At 76.2% G+C, this 15,816-nt stretch carries 12 protein-coding genes; 11 read left to right on the forward strand and 1 reads right to left on the reverse strand.

What is annotated here, in order from left to right:
* Positions 1–206: 206 nt before the first annotated feature.
* Positions 207–434, forward strand: a complete 228-nt coding sequence (locus tag ACWFQ8_RS03845) for a hypothetical protein (RefSeq protein WP_453784553.1) — start codon at positions 207–209, stop codon at positions 432–434.
* Positions 435–705: 271 nt separating this feature from the next.
* On the opposite strand, the gene ACWFQ8_RS03850 is transcribed toward ACWFQ8_RS03845, so the two are convergent.
* Complete coding sequence (locus tag ACWFQ8_RS03850; RefSeq protein ID WP_453784554.1) at positions 706–2,073, reverse strand: COG1470 family protein; 1,368 nt, start codon at positions 2,071–2,073, stop codon at positions 706–708.
* A 167-nt stretch (positions 2,074–2,240) separates the two neighbouring features.
* Between ACWFQ8_RS03850 and ACWFQ8_RS03855 the strand changes: the two genes are divergently transcribed.
* The 10 genes from ACWFQ8_RS03855 (at position 2,241) to ACWFQ8_RS03900 (ending at position 15,770) form a co-directional block, all read left to right on the forward strand.
* The gene (locus ACWFQ8_RS03855) at positions 2,241–2,918 is read left to right on the forward strand and encodes a LuxR C-terminal-related transcriptional regulator (RefSeq protein WP_453784555.1); all 678 of its coding nucleotides are present in this window, start codon (positions 2,241–2,243) and stop codon (positions 2,916–2,918) included.
* Positions 2,919–3,106: 188 nt separating this feature from the next.
* On the forward strand, positions 3,107–6,295 hold the full coding sequence (locus ACWFQ8_RS03860; protein ID WP_453784626.1) for a hypothetical protein: 3,189 nt from the start codon (positions 3,107–3,109) through the stop codon (positions 6,293–6,295).
* A complete protein-coding gene (locus tag ACWFQ8_RS03865; RefSeq protein WP_453784556.1) occupies positions 6,292–6,996 on the forward strand; it encodes a DUF4255 domain-containing protein in 705 nt (234 codons plus the stop codon). The genes ACWFQ8_RS03860 and ACWFQ8_RS03865 overlap by 4 nt, the downstream gene beginning before the upstream one ends.
* Complete coding sequence (locus ACWFQ8_RS03870) at positions 6,993–9,248, forward strand: ATP-binding protein (protein WP_453784557.1); 2,256 nt, start codon at positions 6,993–6,995, stop codon at positions 9,246–9,248. Before ACWFQ8_RS03865 ends, ACWFQ8_RS03870 begins: the two co-directional genes overlap by 4 nt.
* A gap of 207 nt (positions 9,249–9,455) precedes the next feature.
* The gene (locus tag ACWFQ8_RS03875) at positions 9,456–11,012 is read left to right on the forward strand and encodes a phage tail sheath family protein (RefSeq protein WP_453784558.1); all 1,557 of its coding nucleotides are present in this window, start codon (positions 9,456–9,458) and stop codon (positions 11,010–11,012) included.
* Between the two features lie 79 nt (positions 11,013–11,091).
* Positions 11,092–11,532: a phage tail protein gene (locus ACWFQ8_RS03880; protein WP_030388073.1), complete on the forward strand. Its 441-nt coding sequence runs from the start codon at positions 11,092–11,094 to the stop codon at positions 11,530–11,532.
* Positions 11,529–12,020, forward strand: a complete 492-nt coding sequence (locus tag ACWFQ8_RS03885; protein WP_453784559.1) for a hypothetical protein — start codon at positions 11,529–11,531, stop codon at positions 12,018–12,020. Before ACWFQ8_RS03880 ends, ACWFQ8_RS03885 begins: the two co-directional genes overlap by 4 nt.
* Complete coding sequence (locus tag ACWFQ8_RS03890) at positions 12,017–12,175, forward strand: DUF6760 family protein (protein WP_453784560.1); 159 nt, start codon at positions 12,017–12,019, stop codon at positions 12,173–12,175. Before ACWFQ8_RS03885 ends, ACWFQ8_RS03890 begins: the two co-directional genes overlap by 4 nt.
* Positions 12,176–12,179: 4 nt before the next feature.
* Positions 12,180–15,311 carry a hypothetical protein gene (locus tag ACWFQ8_RS03895; RefSeq protein WP_453784561.1) on the forward strand — a complete coding sequence of 1,044 codons (3,132 nt, stop codon included), beginning with the start codon at positions 12,180–12,182 and terminating at the stop codon, positions 15,309–15,311.
* Between the two features lie 33 nt (positions 15,312–15,344).
* On the forward strand, positions 15,345–15,770 hold the full coding sequence (locus ACWFQ8_RS03900) for a phage tail protein (protein ID WP_453784562.1): 426 nt from the start codon (positions 15,345–15,347) through the stop codon (positions 15,768–15,770).
* The last annotated feature ends 46 nt before the right edge of the window (positions 15,771–15,816 follow it).

Consider the following 15,816-nt stretch of genomic DNA (forward strand, 5'->3'; position numbering starts at 1 on the left):
CATCCGCCGCACACCCCGAGAGGCAGGTCCCATGCGCGTCCCCGCCCGCGAGAAGGCAGCAGCAGATGCCGCCAAGGACGGCTCAGGCCCGTCCCGGCATCCGCTTCGGGCCGAGGACCGGTCCGCCGCGTCCCGCGCCACCGCTCCCACGGCGGCGGCGCTGCCGGCCGACCCGCCGCGCCCCGGGGGGGCTGCTGGGCCGGTTCATGGCGCGTACCCGGACGCTGCCGGAGCCGCAGGACGACCTGGTGGCGCGGGTGCGGGCGGGCATCGCCGCGTACGACGGCGACACCAACCGCGACCCCATGCACTGCCTGATGGCGCTGACGAACCTCCAGATCGACATCGCCCCGGCCGAGGACACCGCGACCGGGGCCGTCAAGCCCTTCCTGTCGGCCAGGCCCGGCACGATGTCCCGGCCCAGTTGTCCTTGAGCAGCGCGGTCTTGGACTCCGGTCAGCAGGTGGCGGTCCCCACCCACTGACCGGCGCGGGGGAGGAAGCCGCGATCACGCCATCTTTGCCGCTTCGCCGATTACCTCTGGTTACCCGCCAGTTCACTACGTCGAGGGGACGCCCGGACGGGAACGTACGACCGCAAAGTGGACACCTGATCGAGATGTCGAGTACCGATTTCCAGACGCCGGGGCAAAGGCGTCCTTTGCCCCGGCGGACAACCTGACCGACGATGTCCGTGCCGCTCGGGTCACCGGAGGTCGCTCAGCACCCCGCTCACATTGAGCACCTCGTGGCACTCCTGTGCCTGACGGCCGGTAGCGGGGGTGCCCGGCTTCGCACAGGTCACCTGGACGGTCACAGTCTGGCTCTCGGTGATGCTGATGGGGGTGACCCAGTGGTAGTCCTGGTTGCGGAACGTCTCCAGCGCGATCGTGGTGATCTTGCGGTCGCCGAAGCTGATGGTCACCACCCCCTCGTCGCCCTGGAAGTTGGCGACGACGATGTCCGTGATCCCGAACGCCTTGCCCGCCGGCACCGTGTAGGAACCGGTCTTGGTCTGCCCGCCGCCGGTCTGCAGGTCGATGGTGGCCGAGCTCTGCTGCCCGACGGCGCCGATGCCGGTGCCCGCGCCCGTACCCGTGCCCGTACCGCCGCCGCCCGTACCGGCTCCGCCGGCCCCGGGCACGGGGTTCTTGGCGCCTCCGGCCGGCTGCTCGGCGCCGCCGGCCGCCGGGACCTGCCCGTTCACGTCGGCGGTGGGCGTCGGCTTCTTCTGCACCAGCTCGGCCGCCTCCTTGGCGGTGCTGCGCACGACCGGGCGCACCAGCAGGAACCAGGCGAGCAGCAGGGCGAGCAGGGCGGCCAGGACCGCGAGCAGCCACGTCGGGAAGATCGGGATCTGGACGAACTCCACCTCCAGCGAGGTCCGGACGGCGTCCGGCTCCGACCGCCGCTCCTCGGCGCCCTCGGCCGCCTCGCCGTCGCCCTCCCCGACCGACGCCACCTCCACGGTGAACGGCCACGTCACCGGGGCCCCGAACCACACCGGCGTGCCGGTACGGACCCTCAGCACCACCTCGCCGGACTCGCCCGGCTCCAGCTTCACCGCAGCGGGACGGAAATCGAACCTCAGCTCCTCGCCCGGCTGCGCGGGCGTGAAGCCCAGCCGTACGGGGCAGTTGCCCTCGTTGCGCACGGCGATCCGGTAGCGCCCGCGCAGCCAGCCGCGGCGGCGTCTGGGAGCGCTCTCCGCCCGCAGCTCCCGGAACTCCTCGACGTGCACGGTCGTCTCGGGGACCCGTACGGACTCGGGGTGCTCGGTGGGCAGCACCCGTACGGCGAGCGGCACGTCCCCGGCCCTCACGTGCGGCGAGCGCGGCGGCGCCAGACGGATCGTCACCGCTTCCGAGGTGCCGGGGTACAGGGAGAGCCGCGCGGGCTCCACCGTGGCCCAGGCAGCGCAGTCGCCGACGACCTCCAGGCGGTACGCCTCGACGATGTCGCTGTCGTTGCGGACGGTCAGGCTGGTGGACGCGGTACCGCCCGGCGTCACCGACACCGCCGGGATGTCGAGGCCGGGCGGGCCGGGGCTGGGAGAGGCTGCTGGGGATATCACACGGCGACGCTACGACGCCGCACCGGCCGCTTCCAAGGGCGCGGGGGCAACGCCCCGGGCAGCCCCGATGCCCTCCCGGGCTCTCCTCAACTCACCGGTGCGCAGCAGCTGTTGATGATCCTTCCCGCCCGTGTCCGCACATACGCATCCCGGAACAGGTACGACACATGACCCAGACCCAGAGCGAGTACCACGGACCCCTCTCCTCGTCCGGCGGCGGCCGGCGGGTCACCGTGGCCGTGTACGCGTCCGACCCGGTCCTGCACGTCGGGATCGTCCACCAGCTGCGCCAGCGCCCCGAGATCGAACTCGTCGACGCCGCCGGCGCCGACGGCGCGCAGGTGTCGCTCGTGGCCGTGGACAGCGTGGACGACGAGACGGCCGCCCTGCTGTACCGGCTGCGCCACGACTCCACCACCCGCACCGGGCTCGTGGTCGGCACCTTCGAATCCGGCGACGCCCTGCAGCGCGCCATCGAATGCGGGGTCACCGCGGTGCTGCGGCGCGCCGAAGCCGACCAGGACCGGCTCCTGCGCCTGGTCCTGGCGATGGCGAACGGAGAGGGCGTACTGCCCGGCGACCTCCTCGCGAAACTCCTCGACCACGTCGGCAGCCTCCAGCGTTCGGCCCTCGACCCGCGCGCGGTGTCCCTGTCCACCCTGACCGCGCGCGAGGCGGACATGCTGCGGCTGGTGTCGGACGGCCTGGACACCGCGGAGATCGCGCGCAAGACCTCGTACTCCGAACGGACCGTCAAGAACGTGCTGCACGAAGTCATCACGCGGCTGCAACTGCGCAATCGCACGCACGCGGTCGGCTACGCCCTGCGCAACGGACTGATCTGACCGCCGCGGCGGCACGGCCCCGGGGCGGGGCCCGGCGCCCGGCCCGCCACCGCCCCGGCCGCTGCCCGAAAGCGCACCCGGCGCTTCCCCCGGGTCCGGCCCCGCGGCCCTGCCGGTCCGCGGGCGCCGGCCCGCAGGGTGGCGGGATCATGCGCAGATGCTGCACCCGGACTGTGAGGTGGACCGTGATGGGCACGGGTGGCTCCGACGGTCGGCGACACCGCTGGGGGAGGGCCGGCGCGTCACTGCTGCTGCTGGCCCCCCTGCTCGCGGTGACGGCGGCCACCGGCCCCGGCGACGCCGGGGCACGACCCCTCGCGGCCGACGCCGGCGACAGCCGGGTGGCGTACGCCGGTACGCGCCACCGCAGCCTGGGCCGGGTGGCGACCGGCACGTCCAGCACCCCGCTGTTCGGGGAGGGTCCGGCCCACCTGGACCTCCAGCCCGCGGCCCTCGGCGACCAGTTGGTCTTCGCCGGCCGCCGCGACGAGCGGAACCCGCAGGTCTACCTGCGCTCCGCGGACGGCTCGGTACGCCGCCTGACCAGCGGCCTGGACGTGGCGCACCCCCGGCTGACCCCGGACGGCCGGGCGGTCGTCTTCGACACGGCCCAGCGGCCCGAGACCGGCGGCGTCCAGCGCGACCTGTACCTGGTGCGCACCGACGGGACCGGACTGACCCGGCTGACCGACACGCCCGCGAACGAGGAGCACCCCACGGTCTCGCCCGACGGCCGCCGCCTGGCGTACTCCAGCGACGAGGACCGGGCCGCCGGACGGCAGATCCACGTACGCCCGCTGCGGGGCGGCGCCGCCGTCCGCGTCTCCGATCCGGCCGACGGCCCGGCCACCGAGCCGGTGTGGAACCCGGTGGACGACGCCGCCCACCGCGACCGGATCGCCTACACCGCCACCGGGCCCGCCGGGCCCCGCCTGCGGTGGACCGACGGGCGCGGCGGCGGGCCGCTGCTGGCGGGCGCGCAGGAGCAGTGGCGTACCCACGGGGCAACCTGGCTGCCCGACGGGAACGGCGTGCTCTTCCTGAGCCCGAACCGCACCTGCGAGTGCGAGGGCGACTGGGACCACGTCTTCCGGGTGCCCGCGCACGCGGCCGACACGCCGCAGGTGGTGCTCAGCGAGGACCGCGAGGTCGCTTCGCCCACCTGGCTCGGGCCGCTCGACGGCGGCGGGGCCGTGGTCGAGCGCACCTCGGCCTCCGGGCCGCACGTGGTGACCCTGCAGGACGCGCGGGCGGACGGCTCCGACCCGCGTGACCTCGGCCTGACCATCCTCAAGGAGGACCCGGCGGCCGACACCAACACCGACCCGGCCAAGGACCCGCTGTTCCAGCCGGCCCCCGGGTACGACCCGTGGACCGAGCGGCAGAACTACACGCCCGACGGGCGCAGGATCGTGCTGACCCGCTTCGAGGACACGCCCGACGGCCGGATCCAGCGGATCTGGACGGCGGACGCCGACGGGTCCGGCGCGGCGCCCCTGCCCCTCGCGGGCCGCGGGCCCAAGGACTGGGACACCGACCCGACGTTCTCCCCCGACGGCAGGTTCCTGGCCTTCACCCGGACCTCGCCGGGCGGCACCGGCGGCGCCGCGGGCCCCGCGCGCATCCTGATCGCGGACGCCGCCACGGGCGCGATCCGCGGCGAGGTCACCCCGCCCGAGGGCCAGGGCAGGGGCGGCGACGCCCAGCCCACGTGGTCCTCCGACGGCACGACCCTGGCCTTCACCCGCAACCACATGATCAGCGACCGCGGTGGCAACAAGCACGTCTGGACCGTGCCGGTGGACCGCCTGGACCGCCAGCGCGACCTGAGCGCCATGCTGTGCCCAGGTGCCTGCGAGGTCATCGACGACAGCCCGGCGTTCTCACCGGACGGCGCCACCCTCGCCTTCAACCGCAAGAACGGCGGCGGCCGCCTCGACGACCAGGGCGGCATCCTGCTCGCCTCCCCGACGGGTGACGCCTGCCGGGTCCTGCTGCCCGAGGCCGCCCGCGACGTTCCCGGAGCGTGCGGCAGGGAACTGCCCGACAGCCCGGCCCGCGGACCGTTCCAGCCCCGCGACGCCGCCTGGACCGCCGACGGGAAGAGCCTCGTACTCAGCGCCCGCGGCGACCGGGCCGCCAACAGCCCCGAGAAGCTCAAGCTGGTGGACGTCGCCACCGGCGCCCACAACCTGCTCGTCACCGGCCTGCCGGGCCGGCAGAAGGAACCGGCCGTGCAGCAGTCGGTGGACCTCTCCGTCCGGGCGCCCGCCAAGGCGGCCCCGCTGACCGTGGGCGACTCCGCCACCCTCCGGGTGGACGTCGTCAACCAGGGCCCGGCGGCCTCGCCCGGGACCCGGCTGACCGTCGCGCCCCCGGCGGGGGTGACCGTCACCGCGCTCACCGCGCCGGGCGTCACCTGCGACGCCGCGACACTGACCTGCGCGCTGGGCACGGTGCGCCCCGGGGCGACCGTCCCGGTGACCGTCACCCTCACCGGTGTCACCGCCGGCGACCAGCCGGTGGACTGGTCGGTCACCGGCACCGTCCTCGACCCCCGCCCCACCGACAACGCCGACCGGACCGTGGTGCCGGTGCGCGAGGCCCCCGTCACGCCGACGCCGACACCGACACCCACGCCCACCCCGACGCAGACCCCGGCACCCACCCCGACGCCCACGCGGACGCCGACCCTCCCGCCCGCGCCGCAGCCGGAGCCGCCCGCGCCTCCGGCCGGGCCCGCGGTGCGCGTCACCGCGCAGCCCGACCCCGGCTACGTGGGCGGCCGCGTCGTCGTCACCTACACCGTGCGCAACGGACGCAACGCACTGGCCACCGGCCTGCGGCTGCGCCTCGGCCTCCCGGAGGGCGTGCCCCACAACGGGCCGCCGCCGGGCTGCGACCAGAACTGGACGTGCGCGCTGCCGGACCTGGCACCGGGCGCCCGGACCGTCCTCCAGGTCGTCCTCAGCCCCGACAAGGCGCTCACCGGCCGGGTGACCGGCACCCTCACCACGACCGGCACGGACGCCGACCCCGGCGACAACACCGCGCAGCAGCAGTTGCGCATCCTCCAGCCGCGCATCGTCGCCGTGCCGCCGATCGGCAAGCCCGGCTTCGTCACCTCGGTGCGCGGCGAGGACTTCCCGCCCGGTGTGCCGGTGCGGTTCACGTGGAAGCCGGGCATCACCGCGGCGGCGGCGCCGACCCTGCCCCGGCGCGACGGCACGTTCACCGGCCAGCTGCTGATCCTCGCCAAGGACCAGACCGGACCCCGTGTCATCATCGCGAGCGGCCCCGGCTTCTCCCCGGTGCAGACCGACTTCCTGGTGGTCAACGGCACGGTGCAGCCGCCCGACGAGGTGACCCGCCGGTGATCCACGAAGTCGACGAGGGGCTGCGCCGGCTGCTGGCGGAGTCCGGCTTGGAGGCGTCGGGCGTCGAGGTGGTGTTCGACGCGCCGACGCGCGACTGGGCCGCGCGCCGCAGCGCGCCCACGGTCTGCGTGTTCCTGTACGACATCCGCGAAGACCCCACCCGGCGCGGCAACGGCGGCGGCGAGGTGTACGACGCGGACGGGCTGGTCGTCGCGCGCCGCACCCCGCCGCGCTGGTTCGAGCTGACCTACCTGGTCACCGCGTGGGCGAGCAGGCCGCAGGACGAGCACCGGCTGCTCTCCCAGGTGCTGTCCTGCCTCGTGTCCGTGGACGCGCTGCCCGCGCGCCTGCTCAGCGGCACGCTCGCCGAACTCGGCCTGCTCGTGGACATGGACGCGGGGGGCACCGGCGCGGACGCCCCGGCCGCCTCCGAGGTGTGGTCGGCGCTGGGCGGCGAGCTGAAGCCGTCCCTCGGCGTGCGCGTGAAGGCGCCGCTGGCCGGCATCAGCAACGCCACCGCGCTACCGGTCACCGAGGGCCTGGTCGTACGGTCCGTGCCGCGGGTCGAGCCGGGGGAGACAAACGACGCGCGCCGGCTGCGCTACGTCGAGCTGAGCGGTGCGGGACCGGAGGGCTTCGGCGGCTCCCGGGAACGGCCGAAGGCTCCCGCGCGCCGCCGACGGGGGGAACGGCAGCCGTGACGCACACCGTTTCGCCGCCGCCCGCGTCGGCGTCGGCGCCCCCACCCGCGCCTGCGGCCGACACGATCCCGTACCTGTGGACACGGCTCCGGCTCGTCGAGGACCGGGTGCGCCGGGCCGTGGCGCTCCGGCGCGCCGCCGATCCCGACCCGGACGACCCCTACCGGGGCCAGTACCTCACCCACGAGGCCGTCACCCGCGTCCTGGACGCCCCGTACGACCCCGCCCTGCCCGCGCTCGCACCGGCCGACCCCCCGCCCGGCTCGGCGCTCGACGTCCTCGCCACGCGCTTCGGGCTGGCTCCGCTCGACCTGGACCTGCTCCTGGTCGCCCTGGCGCCGGACCTGGACGCCCGCTTCGAACAGCTCTACGGCTACCTCAACGACGACCTGACCCGCCGCCGGCCCACCGTCGCCCTCGCCCTCGAACTGTGCGGCCGCGCCGGGGTGGCGACCGCGCGGTTCCGGCTCTCCCCCACCGCACCGCTCGTCGCGGGCGGCCTGCTGGAGGTCACCGAGCCCGAACGGCCGCCGCTGTCACGCGTGCTGGCCGTCCCGGACCGGGTCACCGCACACCTCCTCGGCGACGCCTCGCCCGACCCGCGGCTGGCCGACGTGCTCGGGGAGGCCGCCGACGACCCGGCGGTGGACCCGGCCGAACTGCGCCGGGCCGTCGCGGCGGCCACGAGCGGCACCGGCCACGTCCACCTGCGGACCCGCGGCGGCGATCCCGTCGGCCTGGCCGCCGCCGCGCTGCGCGCCGGCGGGCTGCTCCCCCTGGCCCTGGACGCGGCGGCGCTGACGCACCACGTCCGTACCGTGCCCGAACTCGCCCGCGCCGCCGCCCGCGAGGCCCGCCTGCTGGGGGCGGGTGTGCTGCTCGGGCCGGTGGAGGAGCTGCCCGACAAGCCCGACGAGCGGACCCGGGTCCTGCGCGCGCTGTGCGCGGTGCTGCGCGGCACCCCCCTGTTCACGTACGGGACGAGCGGCTGGGAGCCCGCCTGGGCGGCCGACACCCCCGTCACCATGACGGTGGCGGCCCCGTCCCCCGACCGGCACGTCGTGCGCTGGCGGCACGCGCTGGAGCGGGCCGGCGCACCACACGGCCGGGCGGGGACGGCGGACGCCGTGGGCCCGGCGGCGGTTGCCGGAGACGAGCGCGGGACCGCCGTCGGCGGCGACGCGGGCACGGCTGTCGTCGGCGGCGACGCGGGCACGGCGGGCCTGGCAGCCGGTGCCGGCGGCGCGGGCGCGGCGGGCGGCACCGACGCGCTCGCGCGGTCCGTGGCCGCCCACCGCCTCGACGCCGGACAGCTGCGGCGCGCCGCCGACACCGCGGTGCGTACGGCCGCGCTCGACGGCCGCCCCGTCACCCCCGACGACCTGCGCACCGCCGTACGGGCCCAGAACGGCGCCGGACTCGCCCGCCTCGCCCGGCGGGTGGAGCCCGCCGTGGGCTGGGACGACCTGGTGCTGCCCGCTCCCACCCACCGCCGGCTGCGCGAGCTCGCGGTCCGCGCCCGGCACCGCGACCAGGTGCTCGGGCAGTGGGGCATGCGCCCCGGCGGCGGGCGCGGACGCGGGGTGATCGCGCTGTTCGCGGGCTCCTCCGGTACCGGCAAGACGATGTCCGCCGAGGTCGTGGCGGCCGACCTGGGCATGGACCTGTACGTGGTGGACCTGTCCACCGTCGTCGACAAGTACGTCGGCGAGACCGAGAAGAACCTGGAGCGGATCTTCACCGAGGCGTCCGCCGTCAACGCGGTGCTGCTGTTCGACGAGGCCGACGCGATCTTCGGCAAGCGCTCGGAGGTGAAGGACTCCCACGACAAGCACGCCAACATGGAGTCGGCCTACCTGCTCCAGCGGATGGAGTCGTTCGACGGCATCGCGATCCTGACCACCAACCTCCGGGCCAACCTCGACGAGGCGTTCACCCGCCGCCTGGACGTCATCGCGGACTTCCCGGTGCCCGACGCCGCCCAGCGCCTGGCCCTGTGGGAGCGGTGCCTGGGCGACCGGCTGCCCCGGGCCGACGGCCTCGATCTCCGCTTCTGCGCGGACCGGTTCGAACTGGCCGGGGGCTCGATCCGGGCCTGCGCCGTGACCGCCGCGTACTTCGCCGCCGCATCGGGCGAGCCGCTGACCATGTCCCAGGTGGTGACGGCGGTCGCCCAGGAGTACCGCAAGCTCGGCCGACTGGTCCTGGAGGGCGAGTTCGGTCCGTACGTCGACCAGGTCACGCACGTGTGAGCCGGGCCGCCGGACCGGGAGGGCAGCGCACTTGCCCCCGGCCAGGTCCGCACGCCCCTGCCCCGCGGCCGCGCCCGCGCGAAAAGCTGTCGGCGGACCAGAAATGCGGTCCTCGCAGTTCTCGCAGTCCTCGAAGTCCCGCAGTCCCCGCAGTCCCGAAGTTTCGACGTCCTGCGCACGCAGGGCAGCAAGCGCGAAGGAGCGAGCATGCCGACGTACCTCACCCCGGGCGTGTACGTGGAGGAGGTGCAGTCCGGTGCTCGCCCGATCGAAGGGGTCGGCACCGCCGTCGCCGCGTTCGTCGGGTTCGCCCAGAGCGGGCCGTTCCACGAGCCGACGCTGGTCACCAGCTGGGACCAGTACACCCAGCGGTTCGGTGGCTTCACCGAGGGCACCTACCTGCCCCACGCCGTCTACGGCTACTTCGCCAACGGCGGCGGCGCCGCGTACGTCGTCCGCATCGGCGGGTCCGGCCAGGACGCCTCCGTACCGGCCGCCGGCACCGCCCGCCCCCACCTCCGCGCGGCGGACCCCGTCGAGCTCGGCGGCTTCCTCGTCGCGGCGCGACCGGGAGTCACCGGCGTGTCCGTGGAGATCGCGGACGCGGACGGCGAGAACCCGCCCGAGGACCGCTTCAAGGTCCTGGTCCGCCAGGGCGACCAGGTGGCCGAGACCTACGAGGCGTCCGCCCGCAAGAACGTCAAGGGCTACCTCGTCACCCAGGCCCGTGCCTCGAAGCTGATCGAGGTCACCGAGCAGCGCAACGCGCCCCAGACCCGGCCCGCCGGCCAGACCGTGGCCCTGCCCGACGCCTCGGCGGCGCCCGCCCCGACCGCGCAGGCGGACGTGTCCCGGCTCGACCCGTCCGAGTACGTCGGCGACGCGGGCGCCCGCACCGGGTTCGCCGGTCTGGAGACCATCGACGAGATCACCATGGTCGCCGTTCCGGACCTGATGAGCGCCTACGAGCGCGGCGACATCGACTCCGAGGGCGTACGCACCGTGCAGCTCGCGGTGATCTCGCACTGCGAGCAGATGGGCGACCGGGTGGCCGTCCTGGACACCCCGCCCGGGCTCTCCGCGCAGCAGGTGCGCACCTGGCGCATGGACGAGGCGGGCTACGACTCCCGCTACGCGACCCTCTACTACCCGTGGGTGCGGGTCTTCGACCCCGCCGCCGGGCACAACACGACCGTCCCGCCCAGCGGTCACATCGCCGGTGTGTGGGCCCGCAGCGACGCCGAGCGCGGTGTGCACAAGGCCCCCGCCAACGAGGTGATCCGCGGTGCGGTGGACCTGGAGCTGCGCCTGAGCAAGGGCGAGCAGGACCTGCTCAACCCGATCGGCGTGAACTGCGTACGGGCCTTCCCCGGCCGGGGCATCCGGATCTGGGGCGCCCGCACGCTCTCCTCCGATCCGGCCTGGCGCTACCTGAACGTGCGCCGGCTCTTCAACTACCTGGAGGAGTCCATCCTCCTGGGCACCCAGTGGGTGGTCTTCGAGCCGAACGACGACCGGCTGTGGTCGAGCATCCGGCGCAACGTCACGGCGTTCCTCACCGAGGAGTGGCGCCGCGGCGCGCTGTTCGGGCGCACGGCCGCGGAGGCGTTCTACGTCAAGTGCGACCGGGACAACAACCCGCAGGAGTCGATCGACCAGGGCCGCGTCGTCTGCGAGATCGGCGTTTCGCCGGTGAAGCCCGCGGAGTTCGTGGTGTTCCGCCTGGCCCAGTTCTCCGACAGCACCAGCCTCGTCGACGAGTGACGATCAGAACGGGCAGAACGGCCTGAAGAGCCGGGCGAGCCGGTAAAGCCCTGAGAACAAGGAAAGGTGAAGGACAGTCATGGCAGAGGGCGATGCTCTTTCCACCCATATCTTCGGCGTGCAGCTCGGTGGCTACCTGGTCGAATCGATCCAGGAGATCAGCGGCCTGACCGTCGAGGAAGAGGTCGTCGAGGTCCGCCAGGTCAGCGCGGAGGGCAAGCAGATCATCCGCAAGCAGCCCGGCGCCCGCCAGGCGGGCGAGGTGACGATCACCCGCGGTCTCGACAAGAGCAGCGAGTTCACCAAGTGGATCAAAGAGACCCTGAACAACGGGGCCGTCGACACCGCGCGGCAGAACCTCACCATCGAGATCAAGGACTCCACGGGCGCGACCGTCCGCCGCATCCAGTTGATGCAGGGCTGGGCCTCCAAGTGGGAGGGCCCGTCCCTCAAGGCCGGTGAGTCCGCGGCGGCCACCGAGTCCGTGACCATCGTGTTCGAGGAGATCATCGTCGAATGAGGCGCCGTACGGTGACGGCGGGCAGCCTGGAGGAGATCCTCCAGGCCACGGCGCCCGCCACGGCCCCGGAACAGGCGGCGGCGCCCCCCGCCGCGCCGGCGCCGCGCGAGGACCACGGGTTGCGCACGGAGTTCGAGTTCGAGCTGCCGCGCGGGTACGTCGACGAGGCGGGCACCGTGCACCGGCACGGCGCGATGCGTCTGGCCACGGCCCGCGACGAGCTGCGCCCCCAGATCGACCTGCGGGTCAAGGAGAACCCGGCGTACCTGAGCGTGGTCCTGCTCAGCCAGGTGATCACCCGGCTCGGCACGATCACCGACGTGCACGCCGGGATCGTCGAGCGGATGTACGCGACCGACGTCGCGTTCCTGCAGGACTTCTACCGGCGCGTCAACAGCGAGGGCCACACCCGCGCGGCGGTCACCTGCCCGCACTGCGACGGCGGCTTCGAGGTCGACCTCTCCGGTGGGCGCCTGGGGGAATCGTGACGTACGCCCTCCCCCGGCTCAAGGAGGAGATCGCGTACATCGCCTACCACTTCCACTGGCGGCGCGACGAGATCCTCGACCTCACCCATGGCGAGCGCCAGGACTGGGTCACCGAGATAGCTCGTATCAACACCCGTGTGAACGAAGGCGGTTGAGCAGATGGCATGGCGGGACAGGCTGCGTCGGCGCGCCGCTGTGCCCGACGCCGCCGCGACCGCCGGCGCTCCGGACGGAGTTCCGGGCGGGGCTCTCGGCGGCGTGCCCGCCGCAGGGGGCTCCGGTGTGCCGGGCGACTGGGACGGCGGATGGCGCGCGACGTCGCCGCCCCGACTGACCGTGTCCCGCGCGCCGATGGGCGTCAGCGACGGCCTCGCCTTCCGGTCCGGGCTGGCCGCGTGGCGCGACCCGTCCTTCGACACCGGGCTCGCCCACGCCGTGCTGCCGTCCGCGCCGGCCGGTCTCGTGCGCGGAGTCGCCCGCCCCGCCACCGCGCGTCCCGCCCCCAGCAGCGGCGGCCCGCTGCTGCTGCGTGCGTTGCGGCCGGACGCCGACCCGGCGGCGGAGCAGCCGGTCGGGCCGGTCCGTCCGTCGGCTCCGGGTGCACCGCGGCAGCGCGACATCCCGCAGGTCTCGCGCCGTATCCGCCCCGGCGCGCCCACGTCGAGCCCGACGCCCCCCGGCCCGGCCACCGACCCCGGCCCGGCCACCGGCCCCGGCCCGGCCACCGACCCCGGCCCGGCCGCGGCGGGCTCGGACCGGTCCCTGCCGAAGGCCGTTCAGCCCTCCCGCGCGCCCGGTCCGCACGCGTCCGGACCGGGTGCCGGGCCCGCCCTTCCCCTGCCGAACGCCGGGCGCCCCTCCCGGGGCGGCACCCCGCACGGGTCCGGACCGGGCGCGTCCGGGCCTGCCCAGCCCGACTCCGTACGCCCGACCCGGGGCGGCGACCGCGCGAACGCCCCGGCGGGTCCGCCCGCCGCCGGGTCTCACCCCGACGCCGTACGGCCGTCCCGCGGCCGTGCGGGGGCCGGGAACGCGGGCATCGGCGCACCGGGCCCGTTCGTCGCACGGGCCGCGGCCCGAGGCGGCGCGGCCAAGATCCCCCCGGGGGCCGGGGCGACGGCAGCACCGCCGTCCGGGCCCGGCACCCCGTCGGAGGCGGCGGGCGAGCCCCCCTCCGGCGGGTCGCCCGCCACCCGCGGGCTCACGTCCGCACACTCCGCGGCCGTACTCGGCACGCCCGCTCCCGCCGTGCAGCGCGCCGGGGCGACGGACAGCGGCGCGGCCGTGTCCCCGGACGGGCCGGGCCGCGCCCCGGCACCCGCGCGCTTCCCGCTGGTCCGCCGTATCGCGGTGGTCCCCGGCGCGTCCGCCGAAGCAGTCCCGCCCCGGGAAGCGTCCGCCGCGCGCGCCCACCGCGCCCCGGCCGAGCCGTCGACGTCCGCCGGACGCACCGCCACATCCGCCCGGCGGACCGCAGCCGGCCCGCCGAGCCCCACCGGCACCCCCGCCGACCGCACCGCACAGCGGACCGCAACCCACCCGCCGAGGTCCGCCGGACCCGCCCCCGGCGGCCGCGCCACCGGCCCGTCGGGGTCCGCCGGGGCCCTCGCCGGCACCTCCGCCGGCCGCACCGCAGCCGACCCGCCGAGGTCCGCCGGGGCCCCCGCCGCGCCCTCCGGCACCTCCGCCGGCCGAACCGCCGGCCGCACCGCAGCCGACCCGCCGAGGTCCGCCGGCCCCGCCCCCGGCGGCCGCGCCGCCGCGCCCCCGCCCGTCCAGCGGGCCGCCGCCGGAACCTCCCGCTCCGCGGGGACCGCTCCGGACGGGGCCGCGCACGCCGTGGTCCGGACGCGGGCCGTCGGCCGTTCGCTGACCGTCGCCCGGGTGCCCGCCACGCCCCGGCGCCGCGTGCCCGTCGTACCTCCCGCCGTCTCCCCGTCGGCCGGGGCGCCCTCCCCGGACGCTCCGACGCGGCGTTCGGCGAGCCGCGGCCGTGCGCCGCTCGGCGCCCCGCTGACCGAACTGCCCGCCACCGCCGCGCCGTCGGGCCCGCACGCCCCGGCGCCGGACTCGGTACGCGCTCCGGCGATGCCCGTGGTCCAGCGCCAGGCGGAGCCCCCGGCCGCCGGTGCGGCTCCTGCCCGCGGCGAGGGCCCGAAGCCGCCCCCGCAGCACGGCCCGGCCCGGTCCGGGGCCACTCCCGGGCCCCGCCCGGGGTCGTCGGCGCCCCGCGTACGCACCGGGTTGGGGGCGCCCCTGCCCGCGCTGCCCCCGAGCGCCTCCGTGCCCGCGTCCGGTTCGTCCTCGTACCGCACCGCGCCGCCGGCCGCGCCCGCCGGCGTACAGCGCGCGTCGGCGCGTACGCCCGCCCCGACCGGCCCCGCGCCCCTGCTGGGCGGAGCCGGCCGGCCGTACCCGGCCACCACACCCGCCACCACACCCGCTGCCGCACCCGCCGCCACACCGGCCCCGGCGCCGGCCGCCGCACCGCGCGACCGCGTCCAGCGCGCCGGGGCGCCGCTCGTCGTCGCCCGCGCCGTCTCCGACCGGAGCGGCACCCCGCACGGCGCGGCCGGCACGGCAGCCGACACGGCAGCGGGCCCCGCGCGCCGCGCCCTGCCCCTCCTCTCGGCACGGCCGCTGACCCTCGACACCCGCGACATGGGGAGCGCGGCCGCCCCCGCCGCCCGGCCGACGGCGGGCCGCCCCGTCGTAACGGCACGCTGGCCCGCACCCGCACCGCCCTCCGCCGCACCGCGGGTCCAGCGCGCGACGACCGCGCCGGCCCCCGTACGCACCTCCGCCCCCGCCGCGCCCGGCCGGGCCCCTCGTCCCGCGCACGTCGTACGCCCCGCGCCGGGCCGGTACCCGTCGCCCGCGACGGGCGCGGGCCCCGTCGCGGGCGGGCCGCTGCCCGTCACCGGCCCGCACGCGCCGCCGCTCGCCGTCCAGCCGTCCCCGGCCGCCTCGTCGGCCCAGCCCGTACCCGTGGTGCGGCCCCGTCCGGGGGAGTCCGCCGTACCTCCGGGAGCGACCGGTACCGCGCCCCCCGCGGGCGGCGCGCCCCACCGGTCGGGCCCGCCACCGGTGCAGCGCGACACGGGCGGCCGCCGCCCGGCCACCGCCGCGTCCGCCCGGCCCCAGGGTGCGCGCGATGCGGTGCCGCAGGGCGGCGACCTCGATCTGGACGACCTGGCGCGCCGGCTGCTCGACCCGGTGGCCCGCCTGCTGCGCACCGAGTTACGACGCGGCCGGGAACGCGCGGGCAGGCCCTTCGACGGGCGCCGCTGAGCACACGACGAACGAGAAACGGACCACGGACCGATGACGGACAACATCTTCGCGAGCAGCGTGTTCTTCCGGCTGGCGATCGGAGGCAACGACCTGGGCGCCTTCCACACCTGCTCGGGCATGGGCGCCGAGGTCGAGATGGAGAGCTACGCCGAGGGCGGCAACAACGGCTTCACCTGGCAGCTGCCGGGGCGGGTCACCTGGTCCAACATCACCCTCACCCGGCCCGTCACCACCGACACGGCGAAGATCGGCCGCTGGCTGGACGAGACCCTGCGCCGGGTCGAGCCCAAGGACGGCGAGATCGTCGCGCTGCGGCCCGATCTGAGCCGGATCATCAGCTGGCAGGTGTTCGGGATCGTCCCGGTGCGCTGGCAGGGCCCGTCCTTCGACCCCGCCCAGTCCCAAGCCGCGGTGGAGACCCTGGAGATCGCCCACGCGGGCCTGCTGCCCTCCTGACCGCCCGCCCTTTCCCCGCACCCCCCGCACCCCGCACCCCGCACCC

The organism is Streptomyces sp. NPDC055254, assembly GCF_053606025.1.

Bases quoted from the DNA above. Each gene is read 5' to 3' on its own strand.
- ACWFQ8_RS03900 (WP_453784562.1), top strand. From the start codon at position 15,345: ATGACGGACAACATCTTCGCGAGCAGCGTGTTCTTCCGGCTGGCGATC.
- ACWFQ8_RS03855 (WP_453784555.1), top strand. From the start codon at position 2,241: ATGACCCAGACCCAGAGCGAGTACCACGGACCCCTCTCCTCGTCCGGC.
- ACWFQ8_RS03845 (WP_453784553.1), top strand. From the start codon at position 207: ATGGCGCGTACCCGGACGCTGCCGGAGCCGCAGGACGACCTGGTGGCG.
- ACWFQ8_RS03895 (WP_453784561.1), top strand. From the start codon at position 12,180: ATGGCATGGCGGGACAGGCTGCGTCGGCGCGCCGCTGTGCCCGACGCC.
- ACWFQ8_RS03860 (WP_453784626.1), top strand. From the start codon at position 3,107: ATGGGCACGGGTGGCTCCGACGGTCGGCGACACCGCTGGGGGAGGGCC.
- ACWFQ8_RS03875 (WP_453784558.1), top strand. From the start codon at position 9,456: ATGCCGACGTACCTCACCCCGGGCGTGTACGTGGAGGAGGTGCAGTCC.
- ACWFQ8_RS03885 (WP_453784559.1), top strand. From the start codon at position 11,529: ATGAGGCGCCGTACGGTGACGGCGGGCAGCCTGGAGGAGATCCTCCAG.
- ACWFQ8_RS03880 (WP_030388073.1), top strand. From the start codon at position 11,092: ATGGCAGAGGGCGATGCTCTTTCCACCCATATCTTCGGCGTGCAGCTC.